Consider the following 26,296-nt stretch of genomic DNA (forward strand, 5'->3'; position numbering starts at 1 on the left):
CAAGCCAACCTTGCCGTGAATCGCCGGAGCGCTCAGGCCCTTCCAGCCCTTCTCCAGAACGAAGCCACGAATGTCACCCTCGTCGTCCTTCGCCCAGACCACAAACACATCTGCGATAGGACTGTTGGTGATCCACATTTTGCTGCCCGTCAGGCTGTAGCCGCCATCCACCGAGCGCGCACGAGTGATCATCGCGCCAGGGTCAGAACCATGGTTAGGCTCCGTCAGACCAAAACAGCCAATCCACTCACCCGACGCCAGCTTCGGCAGATACTTTTGCTTTTGCGCCTCAGTACCGAACTCATTGATAGGCACCATGACCAAGGAAGACTGCACACTCATCATCGAGCGGTAACCCGAGTCAACCCGCTCAACCTCACGAGCAATCAAGCCGTAGCTGACATAGTTCAAGCCACTGCCACCGTACTGCTCCGGGATCATCGCCCCCAGCAAGCCCGTCTCACCCATCTCGCGAAAAATCGCCGGGTCAGTCTGTTCATGACGGAAAGCTTCCAGAACACGTGGCGCCAGCTTGTCTTGAGCAAACTGCTCAGCGCTGTCACGCACCATGCGCTCTTCTTCAGTGAGCTGCTGATCCAGCAACAGTGGATCAATCCAGTTGAAGCTTGCTTTACCCGCCATGAAAGAACCCTCGCGAAATAGATCAAATGTCGTACGCCGATCCTAGGCCGCCTCTTATAAAGAGTACAAACGAGGATTCAGCACGCCGTTGTGATAATTTCTCACTCCGTGACTGCCTGAAAGGCCATTTCTGATCACCTTTAGTGAGGAAGCCGTACATGCGCCGCAAGATCCCCAGCACAACTGCCCTGATCAGCTTTGAAGCGGCCGCACGTCATGAGAGCTTCACCAAGGCCGCACACGAACTGTCCCTCACCCAAGGCGCTATTTGCCGACAGATCGCCAGCCTTGAAGAATTCCTCAGCGTAGAACTCTTCAGACGCTCCAAGCGGGGCGTAAAACTGACAGAAGCAGGCCTTTCCTACAGCCGACGGGTTGCGACGCAACTGGATGCCGTCGAACGCGACACGCTGTCCGTGATGGGGCAACAAGGCGCCAACACCATTGAGCTGGCCGTTGTCCCCACCTTCGGCACGCAATGGCTATTGCCCCGCCTCAAGGATTTCCAGCAACAGCACCCCGACGTTACCGTCAACCTGACAAACCGTACGCGCCCCTTCCTGTTTGCCGACACTGACTTCGATGCAGCCATCTACTTTGGCGATGCCGACTGGTCCGGTACATCGTCCCACCGACTGATGGGCGAGAACCCGCTCCCCGTGTGCAGCCCTTCACTGCTGGGCGGCTGGCAAAGCCTCAGCGCCCAGGCATTGGCCGAACTCCCCCTGCTCCAGCAAACCACCCGCCCCTACGCCTGGCGCCAATGGTTCAACGCCCAAGACATGAACGTGCCGCGCGATATGACCGGGCCGCGCTATGAACTGTTCTCGATGCTGGCCCAAGCCGCCATACACGAAATGGGCGTCGCGCTGATACCGCCCTTCCTGATTCAGCGCGAACTGGCCGAGAAACGCCTGGTTATCGCCAACCCGCACACACTGCCCAGCAACAAGGCTTACTACCTAATGATCCCGGAACGCAAAATTGAGTCCGCGTCGCTACACGCCTTTCGAGACTGGCTGATCAAGCAAGCCGCGGCCTACAGCTTGATTTGAGAAAATTCGAATCCTCAAAAAACAATGTAGTGATACTTAAAAAACAACTACAGATGTACGCAAATGTCGCTATTTTGCACGCTTGACTTAAGTCTAACTGGACAAACCTGAAAGCCAGTAACCACGCGGCTTACAGGGTATTTCTGAAAGTTATGCAGCGATAACCAAAAGAAATGTGAAAAAAACTAGAAAACAGCCTTAAATCTCTCTAAGCCTTATAAATAAAGGCCTACAGCCGAGCGTTGCGACATTCGGTCACTGCATGACTTGTAGTAAAAAATCCGTCACCCTTCATAAGTTCTTGAAAGCCCCAAAAATCGCCAGCAGAATGCCGCGCCCCACCCAATATTTGGTGGGATCGTGCTGATCGGCCGCCCCAGTCGCACCATCCGTAGTGCGCTGGCTTTCTTATAAAAGATCACGCAGGAGATATGACGTGCACATTGGTGTTCCTCTCGAAACCCAAACGGGTGAAACGCGGGTTGCTGCAACCCCGGAAACCATCAAGAAGCTGATCGGCCAAGGCCATAAGGTGACTGTTCAAAGCGGCGCAGGTATTAATGCCAGCGTGACTGACAGCGCCTATGAAGCCGCAGGCGCAACTATTGGCAGCGCCACAGACGCCTTTGGCGCCGAGCTGATCCTTAAAGTAGTTGCCCCCAACGACAGCGAACTGGCCCTGATCAACAGCACCTCCGTGCTAATTGGCATGCTCAACCCGTTCAGCAATGAAACCATTGCCAAACTGACCGAGCGTGGGATCACTGCCTTCTCGCTAGAAGCTGCCCCGCGCACCTCGCGTGCGCAAAGTCTTGATGTGCTGTCATCCCAAGCCAACATCGCCGGCTATAAAGCCGTACTGCTGGCCGCCCACCATTACCCGCGCTTCATGCCCATGTTGATGACCGCCGCCGGTACGGTAAAAGCCGCCCGTGTGCTGATTCTCGGCGCAGGCGTTGCCGGCCTGCAGGCCATTGCGACAGCCAAGCGACTGGGCGCGGTCATTGAGGCCTCAGATGTGCGGCCTGCGGTAAAAGAGCAAATCGAATCGCTGGGCGCCAAGTTCGTCGACGTCCCTTACGAGACCGACGAAGAGCGCGAATGCGCAGTCGGCGTGGGTGGCTACGCACGCCCGATGCCTGCCAGCTGGATGCAGCGCCAGGCCCAGGCCGTGCACGAGCGCGCCAAGCAAGCCGATATCGTCATCACCACCGCACTTATCCCAGGTCGCAAGGCACCGGTGCTGCTGAGCGCTGAAACCGTGGCGCAGATGAAGCCTGGCTCCGTCGTCATCGACCTCGCCGCTGCACAAGGGGGCAACTGCCCGCTGACCGTGGCCGATCAAGTAGTCGTCGAAAACGGCGTGATCATTGTCGGCCCGACCAATCTGGCCGGAGAAGTTGCCGCGGACGCATCAGCGCTGTACGCCCGCAACCTGCTGGACTTCCTCAAGCTGGTCTTCACCACTGAAGGGCAGTTCCAGATCAACCTTGAAGACGACATCGTCGCCGCGTGCCTGATGTGCCGCGACGGTCAAGTTGTGCGCAAAAACGGCTGAGGATAAAAACAATGGAAGAGCTCATCTCCCCCGGTATCTACAACCTGATCATCTTTGTGCTGGCTATTTATGTCGGCTACCACGTGGTCTGGAACGTTACCCCTGCACTGCACACCCCGCTCATGGCCGTGACCAACGCCATTTCCGCGATTGTGATCGTCGGCGCCATGCTCGCTGCCGCGCTCACTGTCACCCCACTGGGCAAAACCATGGGCACCCTGGCCGTCGCCTTGGCAGCCGTTAACGTATTCGGTGGATTTTTGGTCACCCGGCGCATGCTGGAAATGTTCAAGAAGAAAGCACCTAAAGCTAAAGAAGAGGTGCGCAAGCCATGAGCATGAACCTGGTCACTGTTCTCTACCTGGTTGCATCGATCTGTTTCATCCAGGCCCTTAAAGGCCTGTCGCACCCCACCACCTCGCGTCGCGGCAACCTGTTCGGCATGCTCGGCATGGCCCTGGCCGTGCTGACCACCATTGGGCTGGTGTACAAACTGGGCGCTGAAATCGCGACCACCGGCATCGGCTATGTGATTGTGGGCCTGCTCATCGGCGGCACCGCAGGCTCGATCATGGCCAAGCGCGTCGAAATGACCAAAATGCCAGAGCTCGTCGCCTTCATGCACAGCATGATCGGCCTGGCAGCGGTGTTTATCGCCATTGCCGCCGTGGTAGAGCCGCAATCGTTGGGCATCGTCAAACACTTGGGCGACGCCATCCCGGCCGGTAACCGCCTCGAACTGTTCCTGGGCGCTGCCATTGGTGCAATCACCTTCTCGGGTTCGGTCATCGCGTTCGGCAAGCTGTCGGGCAAATACAAGTTCCGCCTGTTCCAGGGCGCACCCGTACAGTTCAGCGGCCAACACAAGCTCAACCTTGTGCTGGGTCTGGCGACACTGGCCCTGGGCGTGACCTTTATGCTCACCGGCAACCTCAACGCCTTCGCGCTGATGCTGGCCCTGGCGTTCGTACTGGGCGTGCTGATCATCATCCCGATTGGCGGCGCCGACATGCCGGTCGTGGTTTCGATGCTCAATAGCTACTCGGGCTGGGCGGCGGCTGGTATCGGCTTCTCGCTGAACAACTCGATGCTGATCATCGCCGGTTCGCTGGTCGGATCGTCGGGCGCCATCCTCTCGTACATCATGTGCAAAGCGATGAACCGCTCGTTCTTCAACGTGATCCTCGGTGGCTTTGGTGGCGCAGCGGACGCTGGCGGCCCTGCCGGCACACAAGAAGCACGCCCGGTTAAATCCGGCTCGGCTGACGACGCGACCTTCTTGCTGACCAACGCCGACACCGTGATCATCGTTCCGGGTTACGGCCTGGCCGTGGCACGGGCGCAGCATGCACTCAAAGAGCTGACCGAAAAACTGACCCACCGCGGCGTGACGGTCAAGTATGCGATTCACCCGGTCGCGGGTCGTATGCCCGGCCACATGAACGTACTGCTGGCCGAGGCAGAAGTGCCTTACGACCAAGTGTTCGAAATGGAAGACATCAACTCCGAATTTGGTCAGGCCGACGTCGTGTTGGTGCTCGGCGCCAACGACGTGGTTAACCCGGCGGCCAAGAACGATCCGAAATCGCCTATCGCGGGCATGCCGATCCTCGAAGCCTATAAAGCCAAAACCGTCATCGTGAACAAACGCTCCATGGCCAGCGGCTATGCGGGCCTGGATAACGAACTGTTTTATCTGGATAAAACCATGATGGTCTTCGGTGACGCCAAGAAAGTTATTGAAGATATGGTCAAAGCCGTCGAGTAACATCGCGGCCTGGTAACACCGAGAACCCCGGCACTTAATTCGCTGGGGTTTTTTATTTCTGACTGATCCCGACCAAAGGCTCTAAATCGGCCTGCGGCATTCGACCATGGTAGCGGGACGCCGCGCTTTGAAAATGAATAGACTGCGCATCTTGCTTCCGTTGCCCGAGATAACAATCCATGTACCGTGAACGTATTCGTCTGAACTCCCTGCACGATAAGGTTATGAGCGCCGAAGAAGCCGCCGCCCTTATTAAAGACGGCATGACCGTCGGCATGAGCGGTTTCACCCGTGCCGGTGAAGCCAAAGCCGTGCCACAAGCCTTGGCCGAGCGCGCCAAGCACTCGCCGCTGAAAATCACCCTGATGACCGGCGCCAGCCTGGGCAACGACCTCGACAAGCAATTGACCGAAGCCGGCGTACTCGCACGTCGCATGCCGTTCCAGGTGGACAACACACTGCGCAAGGCGATCAACGCCGGCAAAGTCATGTTCATCGACCAGCACTTGTCCGAAACTGTCGAGCAACTGCGCAACAAGCAACTCACCCTGCCGGACATCGCGGTCATCGAAGCCGTTGCGATTACCGAGCAAGGCCACATCGTTCCAACCACGTCGGTGGGCAACTCCGCCAGCTTCGCGATTTTCGCCAAACAAGTGATCGTCGAGATCAACCTGGCGCACAACCCGAACCTGGAAGGTCTGCACGACATCTATATCCCGACCTACCGTCCGACCCGTACACCAATCCCGTTGGTGAAAGTCGATGACCGTATCGGTAGCACCGCCATCCCGATCCCGGCCGAAAAAATCGTCGCGATCGTGATCACCAACAAGGCCGACTCGCCGTCGACAGTGAGCGAGCCTGACAGCGAAACCGCCGGCATCGCCTTCCACCTGATCAACTTCCTCAAAAAAGAAGTGGATGAAGGCCGCATGACCAACAAGCTCGGCCCGCTGCAAGCCGGTATCGGCAACATCGCCAACGCGGTGATGTGTGGCCTGATCGACTCGCCGTTCGAAGACCTGACCATGTACTCCGAAGTACTACAGGACTCGACCTTCGACCTGATCGACGCGGGCAAAATGCGCTTCGCCTCGGGCAGCTCGATCACCTTGTCCGAGCGTCGCAACTCCGACGTGTTCGGCAACCTTGAGCGCTACAAAGACAAACTCGTGTTGCGCCCGCAAGAGATCTCCAACCACCCGGAAGTCGTTCGCCGCCTGGGCATCATCGGGATCAACACCGCGCTGGAGTTCGACATCTACGGCAACGTCAACTCCACCCACGTCTGCGGCACGCGGATGATGAACGGCATCGGCGGCTCGGGCGACTTCGCCCGTAACGCGCACTTGGCCATCTTCGTGACCAAGTCGATCGCCAAAGCTGGTGCGATCTCCAGCGTGGTGCCAATGGTCAGCCACGTTGACCACACCGAGCACGATGTCGACATCCTGGTCACCGAACAAGGCCTGGCTGACTTGCGTGGCCTGGCGCCGCGTGAGCGCGCCCGCGTGATCATCGACAACTGTGTGCACCCAGACTTCCGTGAAGCGCTGAATGATTACTTCACCAAGGCCTGCGCCATTGGCGGCCACACCCCGCACATCCTGCGCGAGGCGTTGAGCTGGCACATTAACCTGGAAGAAACCGGGAAAATGCTGCCGTAACACGCGAGCTAGACAGCCGCCGTCGAAAACACTGTTTTCTGCGGCGGCTTTTTTATGCCTTCCTGACAAAAACTGTACTGCTGTACTGGTAATTTCTTACCCTTATCAGGGTCACTTCCCACAAAAATGACTAGAAACGCACCAACTTAGTGCCGACAGGTACAGTTGTGCTCGTTTATGGCCGTACAGCGTCTATAAACAGTTAACTGGCCCATCGCAATACAGGTGAACTGTATCTACAGAGTCTGGACGTAGAGGAGGATCATTGGCATCAGTTAAACCACTAGCCAATGCCGCCACAAGCGGAAGGATGCCATCATGGAACGTACACTCAGTTCCGATCTGTTCACCGAAAGCAATGCTGTAAACACCCAGGCTTCCATGCCTTTGCGCGTACTTGCCAACCTGATGTTGTGGCAGCGCCGTATCTCCAGCCGCCATCAATTGGCTCGCCTGGACTCGCGTCTTCTGGCTGATGCCGGTATTAGCGAAGCACAGCGTTACGAAGAGCTGAGCAAGCCGTTCTGGCGCTAACGAGCGCTCGCTGGCCCTGACCATCGGTCCACCGCCAGCACCCAGAATTGAAAAAACAAAACCCGTCGCGGGTAACCGCCGACGGGTTTTGTCGTTTTGGGCGGCTATTTTTGAGCGCCAGAGCATGACAAGTACAGTTTTATAAAAATACGAACAGACCAGTACAATCACGAAAAAGCCTGATCCAGAGCATCCTGCCTGCACCGCAAGGCAAAACATCCTTTGCGACACGCCGCCCTGCGCCTACTATTCGCCTATAACCGACTATTTTTATACGACCCTCTTCTGGAGTATCACCATGCCCACTCTTCGCCTGCTCAGCGCTGCCGCCTTGCTGACACTCGCTGCCAGCGCCAGCGCCTCCAGCTTTCTCGTGACAACCGATGCCATCGTGGGCGCCCTGAAAGCGACCTCTGACCTGACCTCCGACGCGACCGGCTCGCTGCGCAACAACAAAATCGTGCGCGAAGCCCGTGACGACGCCGCCAGCTTTGTGGCCAGCGAAGGGGCAATCCGTGGTGTGAAACTGGAAAGCGCCTTCGACGCCATTCGCCAGCAAGCGCCTCAACTGCAAGCCAGCGATGCCCAACTGGCGCAGGCAATCCTCGCGATCTGATGCTCAGAGCCTGTGGAGCTGCCGCAGGCTGCGATCTTTTAACGATTAAAAGATCGCAGCCACGGCAACTCCGCCTAGTTGCCCAACGCCCGCTAGCCTCCTTAACGCTTCATGAAGATCCCGCCACGTACTGGTTCTGACCCGACCATTACGCTAGCCTTGGGCCTCGATCACACAGAACGAGACCCATGCGCTTTTCTTTACTAGCCCTGCTTGCCCTCTGCTGGACTCAATCAGCCCACGCCTTCGACACAACCACGCAAAATACCGTGCTCACCGGCTACGTCACCAGTAAAGTGACGTCCGCGCCCTTCGATCACAAACTGCTATGTGCCGCCCAGGATGACGCTGCCGTCTTTATTGCCAGTGACGGTCAACAGCGAGGCGCGCAGCTGGAGTCTGCCTTGCGCTATCTGCGCCAGACCCAGCCTGAATTGAATGCCTCCGACCTTGAACTGGCACAAGTAATTCTCGTCCAATAAATACCCGCGTTTTCTGGAGATGTTTCATGCGTAGCCCTTTAATTGTCGCCACCCTTGGCCTGTTGCTGCTCGCCGATGTGGCGCAAGCACAGACCGTTGTGCAGACCAGTAACATCATCGTGCGCGCGTTTGGCCGCTCCATCGACTTCACCTCCGACACCACCACGTCCATTCGTGACTCTAAAGTAGTCCGTGAAGCCCACGATGACGCCGCCACTTTCGTCGCCAGCGAAGGCTCCATTCGTGGCGTGCAACTGGAGTCTGCCTTCAATACCCTGCGCGACCGCCTGCCTGAAGCGCGTAACGCCAGCGACCATGACCTCGCCGAAGCTATCCTCGCGCTGTGAAACCACTGACGGGCTGGCTCGCAGCGTGTGCCCTGCTGCTTATCGGCAGTAATGCCCACGCAGCGCTCCATCTGCAGCTCAAAACAGAGGGCCTGACACCCGCCCAGCAGCACGCCAGCCAAGCGCTGCTCGATGAAGCCATGCAAAAGCTGCCCCCGCGCTTCATCGAGCAACTGGATCGTCAGATTGTGGTCGGCTGGAGCGATGACATGCCCAGCAATGCTTACGGGCAAGCCTCGTTGGTGTCTGAGCTGGACTTGAATCGCAACCTGCTGGCCAGCCTCACCGATGGCTCGGCCGCGACTCAAAAGACCAATCGCCCCCATGGCACCGTACGCCAGGAAATGCTCGCCACCGTTCTGCACGAGCTGACCCATCTCTATGATCGCGCCCGCCTCTGGCCTGCCGCAGACCGCACGCTCATCCAGCGCTGCGCACGGCAAAGCAGCAGCACGGGGCTCATCGGCCTGCCCGACCAATGCCGTGGCCAGACCGACCGCCGCTTTACCCTCAGCGATGACCCGCGCCTGCTCGACCTCGCCGGTTGGCAGCAATACGTGGGCCGCCGTGGTGAGCGCGAGCAAGACAACCACCAGGTCGTGCGCAGCCCGGACCTGTACGAAGTCACCAACCCCAAAGAATTCGTCGCGGTCAACATGGAGTACTTCCTCCTCGACCCGGCCTACGCGTGCCGGCGCCCGGCGCTGTACCGCTACTACAAAGATCATTTCGGCTGGGCACCCGCCGCCAAAGACGACTGCCCCAAGAGCTTCCCCTTTTTGAACGCCGGCAACGACTTTGCCAAACAGCCCCTCGGCACCGTTGACCCGGAGCGTGTATACGCCGTCGACTACCTGCTGGCCGAGGCCAACCAGGAATGGGCCAGCCGCTGGGGCCACAGCATGCTGCGCCTGGTGATTTGCGCCCCCGGCCGTCCACGCGGTCCGGATTGCCGACTCGACCTGCAAGAACACTTGGTGTTGTCCTACCGGGCGTTTGTGAACGACGTACAGCTTTCAAGCTGGGACGGCCTGACCGGCGCCTACCCGTCGCGCCTGTTTGTACTGCCGCTGGCCCAGGTCATCGATGAATACACCAAAACCGAACTGCGCAGTCTCGCCTCTGTACCGCTGAACTTAAGCCGCCCGGAAATCGAAGAAGTGGTTGAGCACGCTGCCGAGATGCATTGGAGCTACGACGGCAGCTATTACTTTGTGTCCAACAACTGCGCAGTCGAGACCTTGAAACTGCTGCGCAGCGGCAGCGACAACGCGCAACTCAAAGGCCTGGACAGCATCGTGCCCAATGGCCTGCTGGAAGTGCTCAAAGCCCGTGGCCTGGCAGACACCAGCGTGCTGGACGACCCGCGCGAGGCGCTGCGTCTGGGCTATCGGTTTGACTCCTACCGTGACCGCTATCAAGCCATGTTCGACGTGTTGAAGACCCGCCTGCCAATCAAGCAGACCACTGTTGAAGACTGGATGGCCCTGGACGCCGAGCAACGCCGCCCATGGTTTGAAAAAGCCGACCTGCGCGCCAGCGCGGCGTTGTTGCTGCTCGAACAGGCCAGCTTCCGCCGCCAGTTGCTGCTCGCTCAAGACGAGGTCAAGCAAAAGTACCTGGGCGCACGCGGGCTCAAAGATGGCGGCATGGACAAGGCCAACAAAACCCTGCAAGAGATTCTTGCCAGCAGTGGCTTCCTTAGCCGCCCGGCCGAATTGCTCGGCAGCAGCGGTTATGGCCTGCCCCAGGCCAAAGAGTGGCAAATGCTCGAGTCCGAAAGCAGCCAGCGCCAGCAACAGTTGCTACGCCTGACCAGCGATCTGGACAAAGAAGTGCGCAGCCTCCTTGAGCCGGCCCGCGCAGCAGAAATCGCCGCCACTGAAGCCAACGTCAAACAGATCGGCGAACACCTGCGCGCCATTCACAAAGCCGCAGGCGGCCTGCAACTCCCGTAGGCGCTGCCGCCCCGTCTTCGACGCCGCGCTGTCGCGCAGCAAACAGGCCACCGAATATCTTCAGCATCCCCCAATCGGTTCCCTCTCCTTCGGGAGAGGGCCAGGGTGAGGGGACTCTTAGATCAAGATCAAAAGATCGCAGCCTTCGTGCCTCGGCAGCTCCTACGGGATCACTAAGTCACGCCGCCCGCTCTTTCTTACGCCCCCGGCACAAACTGCTTCTGCGCCGTGCCGTGGGCGATCAGCCGCGACAAGTAGTTCATTTTCTCGGCATCCTGATCCACAAAGCGGAAGGTCAGTTGCAACCAGTCGCTGTCCGGCTTGGGTTCGTACGCGACGATGGCATGCAAGTAGCCATTCAAGCGCGCCACCTCGGCCCGCTCGCCTTGCTCAAGGTCCAACACCGCACTGGCCAGGATCTGCGGCAGCTCATCGCCACGGCGCACCACCAGCAGCGCCTCCTTGAGGCTGAGCGCTTTGATCACGCAGGGCTGAATCCCTGTAGGCAAACGCAACTGCCCTTGGCCGCGCCCCGTGGGTGTCTGGCTGGCCGGGCGGGCCACAGGAGCCGCTGGCGCAGCCGGTCGGCTCGGCGCGGCCGGCGTCACCACCTGCGCTTTGCCACCGGTCAAGGCGCTCAAAGAGTCGTTGGCCAGGCCGGTGCTGGTCCGCACCGGGGCGCTGGCCATTACGGCATTCAGCAAGCCGGCCTTGGTGAAGGCCTTTTTCACTTTGGTCAGCAATTGCTCATTGGTGAACGGCTTGCTGACAAAGTCCGAAACCCCGGCCTGAATCGCCTGTATCACGTTCTCTTTATCACCACGGCTGGTGACCATGATGAACGGCAGCGCTTTAAGGCGGTCCTGCTCACGGCACCACGTCAGCAGCTCAAGGCCGGACATCTCCGGCATTTCCCAGTCACACAACACGAGGTCAAACGGCTCGCGGGTCAGCAGCGCCTGAGCTTTGCGGCCGTTGACCGCGTCTTCGATGCGGATACCGGGAAAATAGTTACGCAGGCAGTTTTTAACCAGATCGCGGATAAACGACGCGTCATCCACCACCAACACACTGACCTTGCTCATCGACTGCTCCTTTAGAATCCTGACAACCCTGCGCCAAATGATGGCCATTTGCCAAGACCGATCAGCGCCTCGCCCCTTTTTACAGTTTGCCAAGCGCCTTAACTATAAACGCCACAAACGAAAACGCCCGGCAATGAGCCGGGCGTTTTATGTCGCGGGCAGTCTTAGTTATCGTCCGCTTGCGACTCAACATTAGCCTTGGTGCCTTCAACTTCTTCACGCATGCGCTTGAGGCCCATGTGGCGCACGTCTGTACCGCGTACCAGGTAAATGACCAATTCCGAGATATTGCGTGCGTGGTCGCCGATACGCTCCAGCGAACGCAGCACCCAAATGATGCTCAACACACGCGTAATGGAACGCGGGTCTTCCATCATGTAAGTGGCCAGCTCGCGCAGTGCGGTTTTGTATTCGCGGTCGATGATCTTGTCGTACTGCGCCACCGACAACGCCAGGTCGGCGTCAAAACGCGCAAACGCGTCCAAGGCATCGCGCACCATGTTGCGCACCTGGTCGCCAATGTGGCGCACCTCAACATAGCCGCGTGGCGCCTCACCTTCTTCGCACAACTGAATGGCCCGGCGCGCGATTTTGGTCGCTTCGTCACCGATGCGCTCCAGGTCGATCACCGATTTGGAGATGCTGATAATCAGCCGCAAGTCAGAGGCCGCAGGCTGGCGACGGGCCAGAATGCGCAGGCATTCCTCGTCGATGTTGCGCTCCATCTGATTGATCTGTTCGTCGATCTCACGCACTTGCTGAGCCAACCCGGAGTCGGCCTCAATCAACGCCGTGACCGCGTCATTAACCTGTTTCTCGACCAGCCCGCCCATGGCCAACAAGTGGCTGCGTACTTCTTCGAGCTCCGCGTTGAATTGCGCGGAAATGTGATGGGTGAGGCCATCCTTTGAAATCATGGGTTTGCTCCGCAAAAGCTGTGAGCTGCAAGCCATAAGCCGCAAGCTATCTCTATCATTCCACCAAGCTGCTTTAACTTGCCGCTTGAAGCTAAAAGCTTGCCGCTGCTACTAACCATAGCGCCCGGTTATGTAGTCTTCGGTCTGTTTTTTGGCCGGGTTGGTGAACAGGGTATCGGTGTCGCCGTATTCAACCATTTTGCCCATGTACATGAACGCGGTGTAGTCCGAAACCCGGGCCGCCTGTTGCATGTTGTGGGTCACGATGACGATGGTGAATTTTGACTTGAGCTCGTAGATCAGTTCTTCGACTTTCAGCGTCGAAATCGGGTCGAGCGCCGAGCACGGCTCATCGAGCAGCAACACTTCAGGTTCAACGGCGATGGTACGGGCAATCACCAGACGCTGCTGCTGACCACCGGATAAGCCCAGTGCCGACTCGTGCAAACGGTCCTTCACTTCGTCCCACAAAGCCGCGCCTTTAAGTGCCCACTCCACCGCTTCGTCGAGCACGCGCTTCTTGTTGATGCCCTGGATGCGCAGGCCGTACACCACGTTTTCGTAGATGGTCTTGGGGAACGGGTTCGGCTTCTGGAACACCATGCCCACACGACGGCGCAGCTCGGCCACGTCTTCGCCCTTGCGGTAGATGTTGTGGCCATACAGGTTGATTTCGCCTTCAACACGGCAACCGTCAACCAGATCGTTCATGCGGTTAAAGGTACGCAGCAAGGTGGACTTGCCGCAGCCCGACGGGCCGATAAACGCGGTAACCCGCTGTTTCGGAATGTTCAGGCTGACATCGTACAGTGCTTGTTTTTCGCCGTAGTACAGGTTCAGGCCCGGCACTTCAATGGCGACGGTTTCGTCAGCCAGGCTCAGGCTCTGTTTGCTGCGACCCAAGGCTGACATGTTAACGCCGTGGGTTGAGGAATCATGCTGCATGGGTTGCTCCATACGCTAAACATTCGTTTCGATCACGATGACCGAGGTTTCATCTGTAGGAGCGAGCTCGCCTCGCGATCTTTTGATCGTTTAAATGATCGCGAGCAAGCCCCGACAGGTTGTGAATCAATCAGCTATCCAGCGCCTTGTACTTCTCGCGCAGGTGGTTACGAATCCACACTGCCGACAGGTTCAGGGTCGCGATCACCAGCACCAGCAGCAGCGCGGTGGCGTACACCAGCGGGCGGGCGGCTTCAACGTTGGGGCTCTGAAAGCCCACGTCATAAATGTGGAAGCCCAAGTGCATGATCTTCTGGTCAAGGTGCAAGTAAGGGTAGTTGCCATCCAGCGGCAACGACGGCGCCAGTTTGACCACGCCCACCAGCATCAGCGGCGCCACCTCACCCGCGGCGCGGGCCACGGCCAGGATCAGGCCGGTCATCATGGCCGGGCTGGCCATCGGCAGCACGATCTTCCACAAGGTCTCGGCCTTGGTCGCACCCAGGGCCAACGAACCTTCACGGACGGTACGCGGGATACGCGCCAGCCCTTCTTCAGTGGCCACAATCACCACCGGCACCGCCAGCAGCGCCAGGGTCAACGACGCCCACAACAGCCCCGGTGTACCGAACGTCGGCGCCGGCAAGGCTTCGGCAAAGAACAGCCGGTCAACCGAGCCGCCCAACACGTACACAAAGAAGCCCAGGCCAAACACCCCGTACACAATGGCCGGTACGCCTGCGAGGTTGTTGACCGCGATACGGATGACCCGGGTCAGGGTGTTTTGCTTGGCGTATTCACGCAGGTACACCGCAGCAAGAACGCCGAACGGGGTCACGATCACGGCCATGATCAAGGTCATCATCACGGTGCCGAAAATCGCCGGGAAGATCCCGCCTTCGGTGTTGGCTTCGCGTGGGTCCTGGCTCAAAAACTCCCAGATATTGCTGAAATACATGGCCAGCTTCTGCCAGCTGTTCATGTTGTTCGGCTGGTAAACCTTGACCACTTTACCGATGTTGATCTCCAGCTCTTTGCCGTTGGCATCACGGGCCGTGAGGCTGTCGCGGTTGAACTGTGCGTGTAAATCGGCCAAGCGGTCTTCAACCGCTTTATAGCGTGCGTTCAGCTCGGCACGCTCGGCGTCCATGTCTGCTTGTGCGGTAGCATCCAGCTTGCCTGCCAGCTCCAGTTTGCGGCCGTGCAAACGAATACGCTCCAGCCCGGCGTTGATGGCGCCAATGTCTTTCTTTTCCAGTTGGCTGAGTTGCGCTGCCAGCGCATTAACGCGTTTGACCCGCGCCTTCAGCTCGGGCCAGGCCGCAGCACCTTCGGCCACCACCTGACCGTTTTCTTTCACGTTAACCAGATAGCCGTAGAAGTTGCCCCACTCGCGACGCTCAATCGCCATCAGCTCTGGCGGCGTGCTTTCGCCGGTCAACCACTCACCCACCACCCAGGTAAAGTCGTTGCCGTTGAGGTCGCGGTTACCCACCTTGATCAGCTCACGCGTCATGAACTCCGGGCCTTGCTCAGGCACAGGCAAGCCCGCACTTTTCAGGCGCTCACGGGGCACTTCTTCTTTTTGCACCACTTCGCCGATCACCAGGTGATCAGCGCTGCCTGGCACGTTGTATTGCGCATGTATCAGGTCGGCCGGCCAAAAATGACCCAGACCGCGCACGGCAATGACCGACAGCAAACCGATGGTCATGATGACCGCGATGGTCACCGCACCACCGCTGATCCAGACGCCGGGGGCGCCGCTCTTGAACCAGCTTTTGAGGGAGTTCTGCTTCACAGACTTCTACCTTCCTTAAAGCGACGAATATTTCTTGCGCAGACGCTGACGGATCAGCTCGGCAAGAGTGTTCATGACAAAGGTGAACAACAGCAGCACCAGCGCCGAGAGGAACAGCACGCGGTAATGACTGCCGCCCACCTCCGACTCCGGCATCTCTACCGCTACGTTCGCCGCCAAGGTGCGTAAGCCTTCGAACAGGTTCAGTTCCATGACCGGGGTGTTACCCGTGGCCATCAACACAATCATGGTCTCGCCAACCGCACGGCCCATGCCGATCATCAAGGCCGAGAAGATCCCCGGGCTGGCCGTCAGGATGACCACCCGGGTCATGGTTTGCCACGGCGTAGCGCCCAGCGCCAGCGAGCCCAGCGTCAGGCCGCGCGGCACGCTGAACACGGCGTCTTCAGCAATCGAGTAGATGTTCGGGATCACCGCAAAGCCCATCGCCAAGCCCACCACCAATGCGTTTCGCTGGTCGTAGGTGATGCCCAGGTCGTGGGAGATCCACAGGCGCATATCGCCGCCAAAGAACCAGGCTTCCATGTACGGGCTCATGTACAGCGACAACCCGCACACCAGCAGCACCACAGGAATCAGAATGATCGTTTCCCAGCCTTCCGGGATCCGCAAACGAATGGACTCCGGCAGGCGGCTCCAGCCAAAGCCCGCCAGCAGAATGCCCACCGGCATCAGCACCAGCAGGCTGAAAATACCCGGCAAGTGACCTTCGACATACGGCGCCAGGAACAGGCCGGCGAAGAAGCCCAGAATCACCGTCGGCATGGCTTCCATCAGTTCGATCACCGGCTTGACCTTGCGGCGCAGGCTTGGGGCCATGAAGTAAGCGGTATAGATCGCTGCGGCAACGGCCAGCGGTGCGGCCAGCAGCATGGCGTAGAACGCCGCCTTCAAGGTCCCGAAGGTCAACGGCGCCAGGCTCATCTTCGGTTCGAAGTCGGTGTTGGCAGCGGTGGATTGCCACACGTATTTAGGTGCGTCGTAGTTCTCGTACCAGACCTTGCTCCACAGCGCGCTCCAGGACACTTCCGGGTGCGGGTTCTTCAAGAACAGCGGGAGCAACTTGCCGCCCTCTTCCACGATGATGCGGTTGGCACGTGGCGACAGCGCCATGATGCCAGGGCCTTCAGCGACCTTTTCTACTAATAAAGTGCGATGCGCGGTGCTGTGGAACACGCCAATCTCACCGGCCGCGTCCAGGGCCAGGAAGCCTTTGCGGCGCTGCTCGGCGGTAATCTCAACAATCGGCGACGTGCCCATCTGGAAGCTGCGGATGTGCTTGAAACGCAGCTCACCGTCCGAATCACGGGCCATAAACCACTGGCTCAATCCGCCTTTCGAATCACCAAAAATCAGCGAGATCCCGCCGACCAATTGCGTGCTGGCGGTGATTTCGGTGTTGGCGTCTTCCAGCAGTTTGTAACGGCCATTAAGGCTCTTGTCGCGCAAGCTGAACACGTCCGCCTGGGCCCGCCCGTTGACCACATACAACCATTGCTGACGCGGGTCGATATACAGCGCCTTGACCTTCTCGGTCATCTGCGGGAGGTCGATGCGGCTTTCGGACTTGGTGACCTCGCCGGTCATCATGTTCTCTTCGCTGGTCAGCGTGACGACGTTCAGTTGCGAGCCTGTAGACCCCGCCAGCACGACGGTGGAGTCGTTCACGTTGAGGTTCACGTGATCCAGCGCGAGGCCGCGCGGGTCAAGGGTGATCGGCGCATCGCCATACGGGTATTCAATGGCCGGGGTGATGGTCTTTTTGCCATCCGGGTAACTGACTTTATAGGTGTGCCGGAACACCAGCGCCTGACCGTTGGACAGGCCCAAGACCACAACCGGACTGCCCGGCTGGTCTTCACCGAGCGAGGTCACGCGGCTATCGGCCGGCAGTGGCAGGTTAACCCGCGACAGTTCGCTGCCATCCTTGACGCTAAAGAACAACACCATGCCCTTGTCCGACACGCGCATGCCGACCTGATTCTGCTCTTCAACCGAGAGCATCAGGGGCTTGCCAGCGTCTTGCATCCACACCGGCGTTATCGCCGTTTTGGCGGTCAGGTCAGCGCCCTGGAACAGCGGGTACACCACATAGCCCAGGAAGAAGAAAATCAACGTGATGGCGCCCAGCACGGCAAGGCCGCCAATAAAGACATACCAACGGGTCAGATGATCTTTGAGCGCACGGATGCGACGCTTGCGTTTGAGTTCAGGCGTATTGAAATCAATGCGCTTGGGAGCGGAGGTCGAAGTCATTCGGGAATTGGCCAGATCATTCATGCGCACACCCTAACGGGCCTGTATGACAAAAAGATGACAAATCAGTGACGCAAAAAACCGCTGACCAGCGGACCTGGTAGCGGAACGAAAATGCAGCAACCGGTAGTCACTACCGCAGGCTACGATGAGTCTCTCAAGACCTCAAGGCAACGGCTAGCACCGTAACCTCATCGCAGCCTGCTGCATAGCAGAAGGCTTAGTTGCCTTCTTTCAGACCCAGGTCAGCCAAGGCTTTTGCAGCCACTTTAGCCGGCAGCGGGATGTAGCCGTCTTTCACGACCACTTCCTGACCTTGCTTGGACAGGACCAGCTTGATGAACTCGGCTTCCAGCGGGTTCAGCGGCTTGTTAGGCGCCTTGTTCACGTACACGTAAAGGAAACGCGACAGCGGGTATTTGCCGTTCAGTGCGTTTTCTTCGGTGTCTTCGATGAAGTCAGTGCTGCCTTTTTTGGCCAGTGCGACGGTCTTCACGCTAGCGGTTTTGTAACCGATGCCCGAGTAACCGATGCCGTTCAGCGAGGAGCTGATGGACTGCACAACCGACGCCGAACCAGGTTGCTCGTTCACGTTAGGCTTGTAGTCACCTTTGCACAGGGCTTCTTCTTTGAAGTAGCCATACGTGCCGGATACCGAGTTACGGCCAAACAGCTGAACTGGCTTGTTGGCCAGGTCGCCTTTGACGCCCAGGTCGCCCCAGGTTTTCACGTCATCTTTAGCGCCGCACAGACGGGTCGACGAGAAAATCGCGTCCACTTGTTCCATGGTCAGGTGCTGGATCGGGTTGTCCTTGTGCACGAACACCGCCAGGGCATCCACAGCCACCGGCACGGCGGTTGGCTTGTAGCCGTACTTCTGCTCGAAAGCAGCCAGTTCGGTGTCCTTCATTTTGCGGCTCATCGGGCCCAGGTTAGAGGTGCCTTCAGTCAGCGCAGGTGGCGCGGTGGCAGAGCCAGCGGCCTGAATCTGGATGTTTACGTTTGGATATTCTTTCTTGTAAGCCTCAGCCCACAATGTCATCAGGTTCGCCAGGGTATCGGAACCAACGCTGGACAGGTTGCCAGACACACCGGTGGTCTTGGTGTAAGCCGGGATAGTCGGATCTACACCCGTCGCAACTGCGTTAGCAGCCGCAACACCCGCGGCGACAAAAGTCAGGGCCGCCATCACACGCTTCAGTTTCATGCCTTACTCCTAGCAAACCGGGTTAGATGAATCGGGGGCCAGTATCAGCAGGCCTGATGACCACTCTATGAACCGATTGTGACAATTAGATGAAATGCCATCATTGAGCCATAAATGATGGCACTCATCGAGACTGCTAAAAGGCGTGGAGCTTAAGCCGCGTGATCAGCGCCCCTTTTTCCACAGATAAGCGCCCACACACAGGCCCATCAGAGAAATAATCGCCACGTAATACGCCGGGCCCATCGGGCTTTCCTTGAGCAACAAGGTCACGGCCATGGGCGTCAGGCCGCCGAAGATCGCGTAGGCCAAGTTGTACGAGAACGACAAACCGCTGAAACGGATCACAGGCGGGAAGGCTTTAACCATCACATACGGCACCGCGCCGATGGTGCCTACAAACAAACCGCTCAAGGCATACAGCGGGAACAGCCAATCCGGGTGCTGCAACAGGCTGTGATAGAAGGTCCACGATGTGATCAACAGCGCAGCGCAACCCACCACAAAAACTTTGCCCGCGCCAAAGCGGTCAGCCAGGGCACCCGAAGCGATACACCCCAGGCTCAGGAACACAATGGCCAGGCTGTTGGCTTGCAATGAAGTGGTGGCCGGGAAGCCATACACGGTTTGCAACACAGTGGGGGTCATCAAGATGATCACGATGATCCCGGCAGACAGCAGCCAGGTCAGCAGCATCGAGATCACAATGGCGCCACGGTGATCACGCAATACCGTTTTAAGCGGTACTTCTTCGGCCAGCGCCTTGCGCAGTTGCAGCTCGGCAAACACCGGGGTCTCGTGCAGCCAGCGGCGCAGGTACACTGCGAACAAGCCGAACACACCGCCCAACAGGAATGGAATACGCCAGGCGAAGTCCGAGACTTCAGCCGGGGTGTAGATCGAGTTGATGGCGGTCGCCACCAGCGAGCCCAGCAGAATACCGGCCGTCAAGCCGCAGGTCAGGGTGCCGCAGGCGTAGCCGACGTGACGCGCCGGTACGTGTTCCGAAACAAAAACCCACGCCCCCGGTACTTCGCCACCAATGGCCGCGCCCTGGATCACCCGCATCAGCAGCAACAGGATCGGCGCCAGCATGCCGATCTGCTCATACGTCGGCAGCAACCCCATGATCAGGGTCGGCACAGCCATCATGAAAATGCTCAAGGTGAACATCTTTTTGCGCCCCAGCAGGTCGCCGAAGTGCGCCATGACGATGCCACCCAAAGGCCGTGCCAGGTAACCCGCGGCAAAAATGCCAAAGGTCTGCATCAGGCGTAGCCACTCGGGCATGTCAGCCGGGAAAAACAGCTTCCCGACGACCGTCGCGAAGAACACAAAGATGATGAAATCGTAAAACTCCAGCGCACCGCCCAGAGCGGACAACGACAAGGTTTTGAGGTCATTACGCGACAACGGTCGCGAGGGGGGTGCGGCACTGGAAGGCTCAGTGATCATGAGGTATGGCTTCTCTTATTAGGTTCGGCGAAAGCTGCATCGATGCCGGCAAGGCTTGGTAGGCCTTGAAAGATAACAAATTGTTTGCAAAAGCATAGAGCTAGACGCACAGCGGCTTGAAAAAGCAGAACCGGAAGGTCGTCGGGCGAGCGATCGCCCGATATACTCGTGCCCGAATGAAACATTCGGAAACTACCAGGGTTGCTGTGCGAAAGCGCCCGCTGGGCCCTCCCCAGCCGATTTCGCAGAGTTTCCCTTGGCGCGGCTTATGAAGAACGTGACGAACGTAGTATGTTCGGGCTGAATCGTTTTTCTTTAGACGCTTATTCACCCGCAATACACATGATGAATCACGGGTCAGAGGCCCTTCGGCATGATAGAGCTCGAACAAGAAGATCCAATCCCGCAAGGCGACCTCGCTTTGCAAATCACCGCATTGCCACGCGAAACCAATGGTTTCGGCGATATTTTTGGTGGCTGGCTGGTCTCGCAAATGGACCTGGCCGGTACCGCAATGGCCAGCAAGGTTGCGGGTGGCCGAGTAGCCACCGTCGCGATTGATCGCATGGCGTTTCTGGTGCCTGTGGCCGTCGGCGCGCAGTTGTCGTTCTATACCCAGGCACTGGAAATCGGCCGCAGCTCGATCCAGATGATGGTTGAAGTCTGGAGCGACGACCCGCTGTCCAGCGAATGGCGCAAAGTCACCGAAGCCGTGTTTGTCTTCGTTGCCATTGATGGCAGCGGCCGCACACGTTCCGTTCCGCCACGCCGCTAACCCGCCCCTGTATAGAGAGCCTGCCATGTACCACATTGAGTCTGTCACCCTGGACGAACTGGAGTGCTGGCACATTCAGCATGGCCAGGCCCAGCTACTGATCGCCAAACAGGGCGCACAGGTGCTCAGCTACCAGGTGGGCGATGAGCCGCCCATTATCTGGCTCAATGAAAAAGCCCAATTCAAAAAAGGTCATGGCATCCGCACCGGCATGCCGGTGTGCTGGCCGTGGTTTGGCAACCTGGCGCGCAACCCGGACAGCGTGCAGGCCATGCGCGACAGTACTGAGCCCGCCACCGCCCACGGCCTGGTGCGCACCCGTGAATGGGAAGTGCTGGAAATCGACGATGCAGGTGAAGCCCTGCACATTGAGTTGGGCCTGCCCCACATCGAAGGCGGCCTGCCCGGTTGGCCCCATGACGTGGCACTGACCCTGAACATCCGTCTCGATACCCAGTTGCATGTCAGCCTCACCAGCCACAACCGCAGCGACGCACCGGTGAGCATCAGCCAGGCGCTGCACAGCTACTTCGCGGTCAGTGACGTACGCAACGTTCATGTCGAAGGCGTTGAGGGTCTGACTTACATCGAAACCCTCGATGACTGGAAGCGCGTGCAACAAATCGGCAACTTGACCTTTGCCGGCGAGACCGACCGTATCTACCTGGACACACCGCCACAGTTGAGCATTGTCGATGCAGGCTGGCACCGCCGCATTCAGCTCACCAGCCAAGGCTCGCGCTCTGCCGTGATCTGGAACCCGTGGATCGACAAAACCGCCACCCTCGGCGACATGGCGTTAGATGGCTGGCAACGCATGCTGTGCATCGAAACCGCCAACGTCATGGACGACATCATCACCCTGGCGCCAGGCGCAAGCCACACCTTGGGTGTGAGCATCAGCAGCCAAAAACTGGCCTGAACCGTAGGAGCGAGCTTGCCTCGCGATCTTTTGATCGTTTAAAAGATCGCGAGGCAAGCTCGCTCCTACGAGTCAGCGTTTACAAATCCGCTTCAACCACCACCCGCACCTTGCTGGCATCCAGCGCATAAGCCGCATCTGCCAGGTCATTGCTGACCTTCTCGACTTTCAGCGTGCCCGTCACCCACAGCGGCGTGTAGATGTCGTCCAGCTTCAAGCCTTTTGGATAGCGCACCAGCACCAATTGGTTGGGCGGCGGCGGCGGCACATGGATGCAAGCCCCCGGGTAAGGCACCAGGAAAAACAGCGTGCTGCGGCCTTTGGCGTCGGTTTCCAACGGCACGGGGTAACCGCCCAAACGGATATTTTTGCCGTTCATGCTGGCGACCGTTTTGTTGGAATACATCACGGCCGGCAGGCCTTTGCTTTGTTTCAAGCCACCCTTATCGGTAAACGTCCCCTGAGCTTCAGGCGAGTTGTGATCGATTTCAGGCATGGCTTCGAGGGCTTTTTGATCCGACTTGGGCATCAAGTCCAGCCAGTCGGTTTCGGGCAGTTCTGCCGCGTGTACCAGGCCGCAGCCCAGCAAAAGAAAGGTCAGTAGAAGGCGGCGCATGAAGAGCTCAATCAAAGAGAAGTGAATACGTCGCGCATTCTAGCCCTCTCTGCGATCAGCGCAGAGAGGGCTGCACGCGATCAGCTCTTTTTCTTCACCATGCCGTAAATGACCAGCAGGATAATGGCGCCGATGACCGCACCAATAAAGCCGGCACCTTCGCCAGCATGGTAGATACCCAACGCCTGGCCACCATAGGTGGCCGCCAAAGAACCCGCGATACCCAGAATGATGGTCATGATCCAGCCCATGCTGTCGTCACCCGGTTTCAGGAAACGAGCCAGCAGGCCAACGATCAAGCCGATAAAAATGGTTCCGATGATGCCCATGCACGCGTCCTCTCATTAGATGGCGTTAACCAAAGCCTAGTCAGCACTTTGGTTTCACGCCATCAGAGAGCAACGGCACCTCAATGGTTCCGTCGACTGCAGACTTATGCCTCGTCGATCAACGCCTCAACGCGCTGGATTTGCGCGTTCAGGGTGGCCATGTCGGCGCAGCGCAGGTTGGCATGGCCCACTTTGCGGCCGGCCTTGAAGGCTTTGCCGTAGTGATGCAAATGGCAGTCGGCAATCGCGATCACCTTCTCAACCGGCGGCACGCGGCCGATGAAGTTGAGCATGGCGCTCTCGCCCACCTTGGCCGTCGAACCCAGCGGCAGGCCAGCGATGGCCCGCAGGTGGTTTTCGAACTGGCTGCACTCGGCGCCTTCGGTGGTCCAGTGGCCGGAGTTGTGCACACGCGGAGCAATTTCGTTGGCCTTGAGGCCACCGTCGACTTCAAAGAACTCGAAAGCCATCACGCCCACGTAATCCAGGTGCTTGAGCACACGGCTGGAGTAGTCTTCGGCCAAGGCTTGCAGCGGATGATCCGTGCTCGCTACCGACAACTTGAGAATGCCGCTGTCGTGGGTGTTGTGCACCAACGGGTAAAACCGGGTTTCGCCATCACGACCGCGCACGGCGATCAGCGACACTTCGCCGGTAAACGGCACAAAGCCTTCCAGCAGGCAGGCAACACTGCCCAGCTCAGCAAACGTCCCTTCAACATCAGCCGCCGTGCGCAGCACTTTCTGACCCTTACCGTCATACCCCAGGGTGCGGGTTTTGAGCACCGCAGGCAGACCGATGCTGGCCACCGCCGCATCCAGATCCGCCTGGGACTGGATGTCAGCGAACGCAGGCGTCGGAATGCCCAGGTCCTTGAACATGCTCTTTTCGAACCAGCGGTCACGGGCAATGCGCAGGGCATCGGCACTCGGGTAAACCGGAACGAATTGCGACAGGAATGCCACGGTTTCAGCCGGGACGCTTTCAAACTCAAACGTCACCAGATCAACCTGCTCAGCCAACTGGCGCAGATGATCCTGATCGCCGTAGTCCGCACGAATGTGCTCGCCCAAGGCAGCAGCACAGGCATCAGGTGCCGGGTCCAGGAAGGCGAAGTTCATGCCCAGCGGAGTCCCCGCCAGGGCCAGCATGCGACCGAGTTGGCCGCCACCGATTACACCGATTTTCATCGTCAAAAACCTCAGGCCAGGCGCGGGTCTGGATTGTCCAGCACGCTGTCAGTCTGCTCTGCACGGAATGCTTTCAATACGGTATGGAACTGCGGGTGCTTGGCGCCCAGAATGCTCGCCGACAACAGTGCAGCGTTGATCGCGCCAGCCTTGCCGATGGCCAGAGTAGCGACCGGAATGCCAGCCGGCATTTGCACGATCGACAGCAGCGAGTCGACACCCGACAGCATCGACGACTGCACCGGCACACCCAGTACAGGCAAATGGGTTTTAGCGGCACACATGCCTGGCAGGTGGGCGGCGCCACCGGCTCCGGCAATAATGACCTCGATCCCGCGGCCTTCGGCCTCTTCGGCATACTGGAACAGCAAATCCGGAGTCCGGTGGGCAGAGACCACTTTAACTTCGTAAGGGATGCCGAGTTTTTCCAGCATATCGGCGGTGTGGCTGAGGGTGGACCAATCGGACTTGGAGCCCATGATCACGCCTACCAGTGCACTCATCGTCGCGCCTCTTCTCTTGGGCGCCCGCAGGCGCGTCAAAAAACAACAAGCCACGTGGAGGATCCGACGTGGCTTGTTATAGAAATTAAGGCCGGTCATGCCAGCCGAAGGCCGCGCAGTATACCCCAAAGAGGCCATTTGAAAGCACCTTTGGCGACCATCTGTCTGCAGGCAAATCAAACCCCGAAACGACTGGTTTTACTGACCGGCAGGTCAATAATTGACAGCATTGGAGGCATGTTGCCTCCTGCTGTCAAACTTACGATCTGAGGTGATATTGACTACTTGCCGCATCGAATTCGACGCCTCACATACTCACGTAATTACCGCTTAACTCTTTATGCAGCACCCAAATAACCAACCACCTGCAAGGACTGCAGGCGGCGCTCACAACTCTCAATAACGTGTCAGCGCCATCATTAAGGATGATTAACATGAAACCGATTACGCTTTATATCTTTGTTCACGATGATGTCCCCAGCAGCATCGTCAGCACGCTGGGCCGGAGTTATTTCAAGGAGTTTACGGATGAAATATCTTTTATTACCGGCAGGCCCTTTGTCTTTAATGAAGTGCGTCATGTAAAGGGTCTGACAGACCACAACTATAAAGGCCAAAACCTGAATGATGTCTTATGGAGCTGGCATGCAGCAGCCATCGGATACAAAAACGACAAGGGTCTGGAGTGGGGCAAAACCGAGCGTTATATCTTGATCACCAAAGACTCGATCAACGATACCGTCCATGGGGGCGCCTTCCCCGGCAAACCTGCCGTTATTGCCAGCACCCATTTCTATCAAGCGATTGCCCATGAAATCGGCCACAGCTTCAACGCAACCCATGAAGATGGCGAACTGGGCTGGAATGCGTGGGGCGGCGAATGTGAAACTTACATGTATCACGAAGTATCCAGCTTGCGAGGCAACTGTTATCGCTATACGCCAAAAAACAGAGAGCGCATCAAAGCCTTCCTGAGCGATGCCCCTTAACTAATAAGTCTCTGATCTTTACTGAACGGTGTAATCAGCCATGCTCCCGATTAATATTTATACCTTTGTCCATGACACTGTCATGTTAAAAAATGAAGAACACCTAAAAGGCATGTTTTTCACTCACTTCACGCCTGAACTTTCTGACATAACAAAGCGCCCAGTCAACGTTGAATTTATCTACGACACGCCAGGCATGACAGACTTTGACTACCTGTCATATGCAACCCGATACCCAAATTTAGACGACTATATAGGATTGATTTCAGCGGACATCAATCACGCCGTTGATGCGTACAGGGCTGCGCAGCAACGAACAGCCAAAGCCACTGATATATACCTGATACTGATTGATGGCTACTTATCCCCTGCACAGGGGGTCGAAGGCTTGGCCTTGCAGGAATCCAACATCGCTTTCGCCACTACCTTGGGCCGCACTGTCGTGGCTCATGAAATAGGCCACTGTTTCGGCGCAACCCACGCGGCGACCTCTTACTATGTTGACCCCGAACAATTTAGCGCCCACGGGTGTGCAACATTCATGGCAACGGAGCGTAAAGAGGGTACCTGCGCACGCTTTCGCTACAGCGATGAGAACCGTGGAAATATCCGCAACTATGTCAGCCAGTTCGACTGACAACAGTTGCTGAAAACC

The 26,296-nt window shown here is 58.0% G+C and carries 26 protein-coding genes (1 of these 26 cut by a window edge); 14 read left to right on the forward strand and 12 right to left on the reverse strand.

Going from position 1 to position 26,296, the window contains the following annotated elements; all coding sequences use genetic code 11:
• A protein-coding gene (locus ACJJU9_RS24500; protein ID WP_048373804.1) for an acyl-CoA dehydrogenase crosses the window boundary here: on the reverse strand, positions 1-642 show its 5' portion. Its footprint begins 540 nt before the window's first position; 642 of the gene's 1,182 nt are visible here — the first part of the coding sequence; it begins with the start codon at positions 640-642; its stop codon lies off the left edge, out of view.
• Between the two features lie 158 nt (positions 643-800).
• Here ACJJU9_RS24500 and ACJJU9_RS24505 point away from each other — a divergent pair, with 158 nt between their 5' ends.
• From ACJJU9_RS24505 to ACJJU9_RS24550, 10 genes are all read left to right on the forward strand, one after another.
• Complete coding sequence (locus tag ACJJU9_RS24505) at positions 801-1,697, forward strand: LysR family transcriptional regulator (RefSeq protein WP_407729730.1); 897 nt, start codon at positions 801-803, stop codon at positions 1,695-1,697.
• Between the two features lie 436 nt (positions 1,698-2,133).
• The gene (locus ACJJU9_RS24510) at positions 2,134-3,255 is read left to right on the forward strand and encodes a Re/Si-specific NAD(P)(+) transhydrogenase subunit alpha (RefSeq protein ID WP_407729731.1); all 1,122 of its coding nucleotides are present in this window, start codon (positions 2,134-2,136) and stop codon (positions 3,253-3,255) included.
• Between the two features lie 11 nt (positions 3,256-3,266).
• The gene (locus tag ACJJU9_RS24515; RefSeq protein ID WP_003438157.1) at positions 3,267-3,590 is read left to right on the forward strand and encodes an NAD(P) transhydrogenase subunit alpha; all 324 of its coding nucleotides are present in this window, start codon (positions 3,267-3,269) and stop codon (positions 3,588-3,590) included.
• On the forward strand, positions 3,587-5,023 hold the full coding sequence (locus ACJJU9_RS24520) for an NAD(P)(+) transhydrogenase (Re/Si-specific) subunit beta (protein WP_048373797.1): 1,437 nt from the start codon (positions 3,587-3,589) through the stop codon (positions 5,021-5,023). The genes ACJJU9_RS24515 and ACJJU9_RS24520 overlap by 4 nt, the downstream gene beginning before the upstream one ends.
• A gap of 179 nt (positions 5,024-5,202) precedes the next feature.
• Positions 5,203-6,693 (forward strand): acetyl-CoA hydrolase/transferase family protein, encoded by a 1,491-nt coding sequence (locus ACJJU9_RS24525; RefSeq protein WP_048373796.1) that lies wholly within the window; start codon positions 5,203-5,205, stop codon positions 6,691-6,693.
• A gap of 318 nt (positions 6,694-7,011) precedes the next feature.
• Positions 7,012-7,227 carry a DUF1127 domain-containing protein gene (locus tag ACJJU9_RS24530; protein ID WP_048373794.1) on the forward strand — a complete coding sequence of 72 codons (216 nt, stop codon included), beginning with the start codon at positions 7,012-7,014 and terminating at the stop codon, positions 7,225-7,227.
• A gap of 298 nt (positions 7,228-7,525) precedes the next feature.
• Positions 7,526-7,843, forward strand: a complete 318-nt coding sequence (locus tag ACJJU9_RS24535) for a DUF2388 domain-containing protein (RefSeq protein ID WP_048373793.1) — start codon at positions 7,526-7,528, stop codon at positions 7,841-7,843.
• Between the two features lie 188 nt (positions 7,844-8,031).
• Complete coding sequence (locus ACJJU9_RS24540) at positions 8,032-8,325, forward strand: DUF2388 domain-containing protein (protein ID WP_153332890.1); 294 nt, start codon at positions 8,032-8,034, stop codon at positions 8,323-8,325.
• Positions 8,326-8,351: 26 nt separating this feature from the next.
• On the forward strand, positions 8,352-8,672 hold the full coding sequence (locus tag ACJJU9_RS24545) for a DUF2388 domain-containing protein (RefSeq protein ID WP_048390771.1): 321 nt from the start codon (positions 8,352-8,354) through the stop codon (positions 8,670-8,672).
• Entirely contained in the window at positions 8,669-10,630 is a 1,962-nt protein-coding gene (locus tag ACJJU9_RS24550) for a DUF4105 domain-containing protein (protein WP_407729732.1), read from the forward strand. The genes ACJJU9_RS24545 and ACJJU9_RS24550 overlap by 4 nt, the downstream gene beginning before the upstream one ends.
• A 197-nt stretch (positions 10,631-10,827) precedes the next feature.
• Here ACJJU9_RS24550 and ACJJU9_RS24555 read toward each other — a convergent pair whose 3' ends face one another.
• The 7 genes from ACJJU9_RS24555 to ACJJU9_RS24585 all read right to left on the reverse strand — a co-directional run bounded on the left by ACJJU9_RS24555 (position 10,828) and on the right by ACJJU9_RS24585 (position 20,317).
• On the reverse strand, positions 10,828-11,715 hold the full coding sequence (locus ACJJU9_RS24555; RefSeq protein ID WP_407729733.1) for a response regulator: 888 nt from the start codon (positions 11,713-11,715) through the stop codon (positions 10,828-10,830).
• A gap of 164 nt (positions 11,716-11,879) precedes the next feature.
• Positions 11,880-12,632, reverse strand: a complete 753-nt coding sequence (gene phoU / locus ACJJU9_RS24560; RefSeq protein ID WP_048373785.1) for a phosphate signaling complex protein PhoU — start codon at positions 12,630-12,632, stop codon at positions 11,880-11,882.
• A 111-nt stretch (positions 12,633-12,743) separates the two neighbouring features.
• Positions 12,744-13,577, reverse strand: coding sequence for a phosphate ABC transporter ATP-binding protein PstB (pstB, locus tag ACJJU9_RS24565; RefSeq protein WP_048373783.1), 834 nt, complete (start codon positions 13,575-13,577; stop codon positions 12,744-12,746).
• Between the two features lie 130 nt (positions 13,578-13,707).
• A complete protein-coding gene (gene pstA, locus ACJJU9_RS24570; protein ID WP_178110111.1) occupies positions 13,708-15,378 on the reverse strand; it encodes a phosphate ABC transporter permease PstA in 1,671 nt (556 codons plus the stop codon).
• A gap of 15 nt (positions 15,379-15,393) precedes the next feature.
• Positions 15,394-17,679: an ABC transporter permease subunit gene (locus ACJJU9_RS24575; protein ID WP_407729734.1), complete on the reverse strand. Its 2,286-nt coding sequence runs from the start codon at positions 17,677-17,679 to the stop codon at positions 15,394-15,396.
• Between the two features lie 196 nt (positions 17,680-17,875).
• Positions 17,876-18,862: a phosphate ABC transporter substrate-binding protein PstS family protein gene (locus tag ACJJU9_RS24580; protein ID WP_048373778.1), complete on the reverse strand. Its 987-nt coding sequence runs from the start codon at positions 18,860-18,862 to the stop codon at positions 17,876-17,878.
• 165 nt (positions 18,863-19,027) lie between these two features.
• Positions 19,028-20,317 carry an MFS transporter gene (locus tag ACJJU9_RS24585; protein ID WP_048373771.1) on the reverse strand — a complete coding sequence of 430 codons (1,290 nt, stop codon included), beginning with the start codon at positions 20,315-20,317 and terminating at the stop codon, positions 19,028-19,030.
• A gap of 373 nt (positions 20,318-20,690) precedes the next feature.
• Here ACJJU9_RS24585 and ACJJU9_RS24590 point away from each other — a divergent pair, with 373 nt between their 5' ends.
• Together ACJJU9_RS24590 and ACJJU9_RS24595 are read left to right on the forward strand one after the other, a co-directional pair.
• Complete coding sequence (locus tag ACJJU9_RS24590) at positions 20,691-21,092, forward strand: acyl-CoA thioesterase (RefSeq protein ID WP_048373769.1); 402 nt, start codon at positions 20,691-20,693, stop codon at positions 21,090-21,092.
• Positions 21,093-21,117: 25 nt separating this feature from the next.
• Positions 21,118-22,014, forward strand: a complete 897-nt coding sequence (locus tag ACJJU9_RS24595; RefSeq protein ID WP_407729735.1) for a D-hexose-6-phosphate mutarotase — start codon at positions 21,118-21,120, stop codon at positions 22,012-22,014.
• Between the two features lie 79 nt (positions 22,015-22,093).
• Here the strand turns inward: ACJJU9_RS24595 and ACJJU9_RS24600 are convergent, their stop codons facing one another.
• From ACJJU9_RS24600 to purE, 4 genes are all read right to left on the reverse strand, one after another.
• Positions 22,094-22,630 carry a DUF3299 domain-containing protein gene (locus tag ACJJU9_RS24600; RefSeq protein ID WP_048390783.1) on the reverse strand — a complete coding sequence of 179 codons (537 nt, stop codon included), beginning with the start codon at positions 22,628-22,630 and terminating at the stop codon, positions 22,094-22,096.
• An 80-nt stretch (positions 22,631-22,710) separates the two neighbouring features.
• Positions 22,711-22,959: a GlsB/YeaQ/YmgE family stress response membrane protein gene (locus tag ACJJU9_RS24605; RefSeq protein ID WP_048373764.1), complete on the reverse strand. Its 249-nt coding sequence runs from the start codon at positions 22,957-22,959 to the stop codon at positions 22,711-22,713.
• A gap of 104 nt (positions 22,960-23,063) precedes the next feature.
• Positions 23,064-24,149, reverse strand: a complete 1,086-nt coding sequence (locus ACJJU9_RS24610) for a 5-(carboxyamino)imidazole ribonucleotide synthase (RefSeq protein ID WP_407729736.1) — start codon at positions 24,147-24,149, stop codon at positions 23,064-23,066.
• Positions 24,150-24,160: 11 nt separating this feature from the next.
• A complete protein-coding gene (gene purE, locus ACJJU9_RS24615) occupies positions 24,161-24,652 on the reverse strand; it encodes a 5-(carboxyamino)imidazole ribonucleotide mutase (RefSeq protein ID WP_047279087.1) in 492 nt (163 codons plus the stop codon).
• A 434-nt stretch (positions 24,653-25,086) separates the two neighbouring features.
• On the opposite strand from purE, the gene ACJJU9_RS24620 reads away from it, so the two are divergent.
• Both ACJJU9_RS24620 and ACJJU9_RS24625 read left to right on the forward strand, forming a co-directional pair.
• The gene (locus ACJJU9_RS24620; protein WP_407729737.1) at positions 25,087-25,641 is read left to right on the forward strand and encodes a hypothetical protein; all 555 of its coding nucleotides are present in this window, start codon (positions 25,087-25,089) and stop codon (positions 25,639-25,641) included.
• 40 nt (positions 25,642-25,681) lie between these two features.
• Positions 25,682-26,278 carry a reprolysin-like metallopeptidase gene (locus ACJJU9_RS24625; RefSeq protein ID WP_407729738.1) on the forward strand — a complete coding sequence of 199 codons (597 nt, stop codon included), beginning with the start codon at positions 25,682-25,684 and terminating at the stop codon, positions 26,276-26,278.
• Positions 26,279-26,296 lie beyond the last annotated feature (18 nt).

Source organism: Pseudomonas helleri (assembly GCF_045830615.1).
In the GTDB taxonomy this organism is placed as follows: Bacteria; Pseudomonadota; Gammaproteobacteria; order Pseudomonadales; family Pseudomonadaceae; genus Aquipseudomonas; species Aquipseudomonas helleri.

Bases quoted from the DNA above. Each gene is read 5' to 3' on its own strand.
- ACJJU9_RS24505 (WP_407729730.1), top strand. From the start codon at position 801: ATGCGCCGCAAGATCCCCAGCACAACTGCCCTGATCAGCTTTGAAGCG.
- ACJJU9_RS24515 (WP_003438157.1), top strand. From the start codon at position 3,267: ATGGAAGAGCTCATCTCCCCCGGTATCTACAACCTGATCATCTTTGTG.
- ACJJU9_RS24520 (WP_048373797.1), top strand. From the start codon at position 3,587: ATGAGCATGAACCTGGTCACTGTTCTCTACCTGGTTGCATCGATCTGT.
- ACJJU9_RS24525 (WP_048373796.1), top strand. From the start codon at position 5,203: ATGTACCGTGAACGTATTCGTCTGAACTCCCTGCACGATAAGGTTATG.
- ACJJU9_RS24530 (WP_048373794.1), top strand. From the start codon at position 7,012: ATGGAACGTACACTCAGTTCCGATCTGTTCACCGAAAGCAATGCTGTA.
- ACJJU9_RS24535 (WP_048373793.1), top strand. From the start codon at position 7,526: ATGCCCACTCTTCGCCTGCTCAGCGCTGCCGCCTTGCTGACACTCGCT.
- ACJJU9_RS24540 (WP_153332890.1), top strand. From the start codon at position 8,032: ATGCGCTTTTCTTTACTAGCCCTGCTTGCCCTCTGCTGGACTCAATCA.
- ACJJU9_RS24545 (WP_048390771.1), top strand. From the start codon at position 8,352: ATGCGTAGCCCTTTAATTGTCGCCACCCTTGGCCTGTTGCTGCTCGCC.
- ACJJU9_RS24555 (WP_407729733.1), bottom strand. From the start codon at position 11,715: ATGAGCAAGGTCAGTGTGTTGGTGGTGGATGACGCGTCGTTTATCCGC.
- phoU (WP_048373785.1), bottom strand. From the start codon at position 12,632: ATGATTTCAAAGGATGGCCTCACCCATCACATTTCCGCGCAATTCAAC.
- pstB (WP_048373783.1), bottom strand. From the start codon at position 13,577: ATGCAGCATGATTCCTCAACCCACGGCGTTAACATGTCAGCCTTGGGT.
- ACJJU9_RS24575 (WP_407729734.1), bottom strand. From the start codon at position 17,679: ATGAATGATCTGGCCAATTCCCGAATGACTTCGACCTCCGCTCCCAAG.
- ACJJU9_RS24580 (WP_048373778.1), bottom strand. From the start codon at position 18,862: ATGAAACTGAAGCGTGTGATGGCGGCCCTGACTTTTGTCGCCGCGGGT.
- ACJJU9_RS24585 (WP_048373771.1), bottom strand. From the start codon at position 20,317: ATGATCACTGAGCCTTCCAGTGCCGCACCCCCCTCGCGACCGTTGTCG.
- ACJJU9_RS24590 (WP_048373769.1), top strand. From the start codon at position 20,691: ATGATAGAGCTCGAACAAGAAGATCCAATCCCGCAAGGCGACCTCGCT.
- ACJJU9_RS24595 (WP_407729735.1), top strand. From the start codon at position 21,118: ATGTACCACATTGAGTCTGTCACCCTGGACGAACTGGAGTGCTGGCAC.
- ACJJU9_RS24600 (WP_048390783.1), bottom strand. From the start codon at position 22,630: ATGCGCCGCCTTCTACTGACCTTTCTTTTGCTGGGCTGCGGCCTGGTA.
- ACJJU9_RS24605 (WP_048373764.1), bottom strand. From the start codon at position 22,959: ATGGGCATCATCGGAACCATTTTTATCGGCTTGATCGTTGGCCTGCTG.
- ACJJU9_RS24610 (WP_407729736.1), bottom strand. From the start codon at position 24,149: ATGAAAATCGGTGTAATCGGTGGCGGCCAACTCGGTCGCATGCTGGCC.
- purE (WP_047279087.1), bottom strand. From the start codon at position 24,652: ATGAGTGCACTGGTAGGCGTGATCATGGGCTCCAAGTCCGATTGGTCC.
- ACJJU9_RS24620 (WP_407729737.1), top strand. From the start codon at position 25,087: ATGAAACCGATTACGCTTTATATCTTTGTTCACGATGATGTCCCCAGC.
- ACJJU9_RS24625 (WP_407729738.1), top strand. From the start codon at position 25,682: ATGCTCCCGATTAATATTTATACCTTTGTCCATGACACTGTCATGTTA.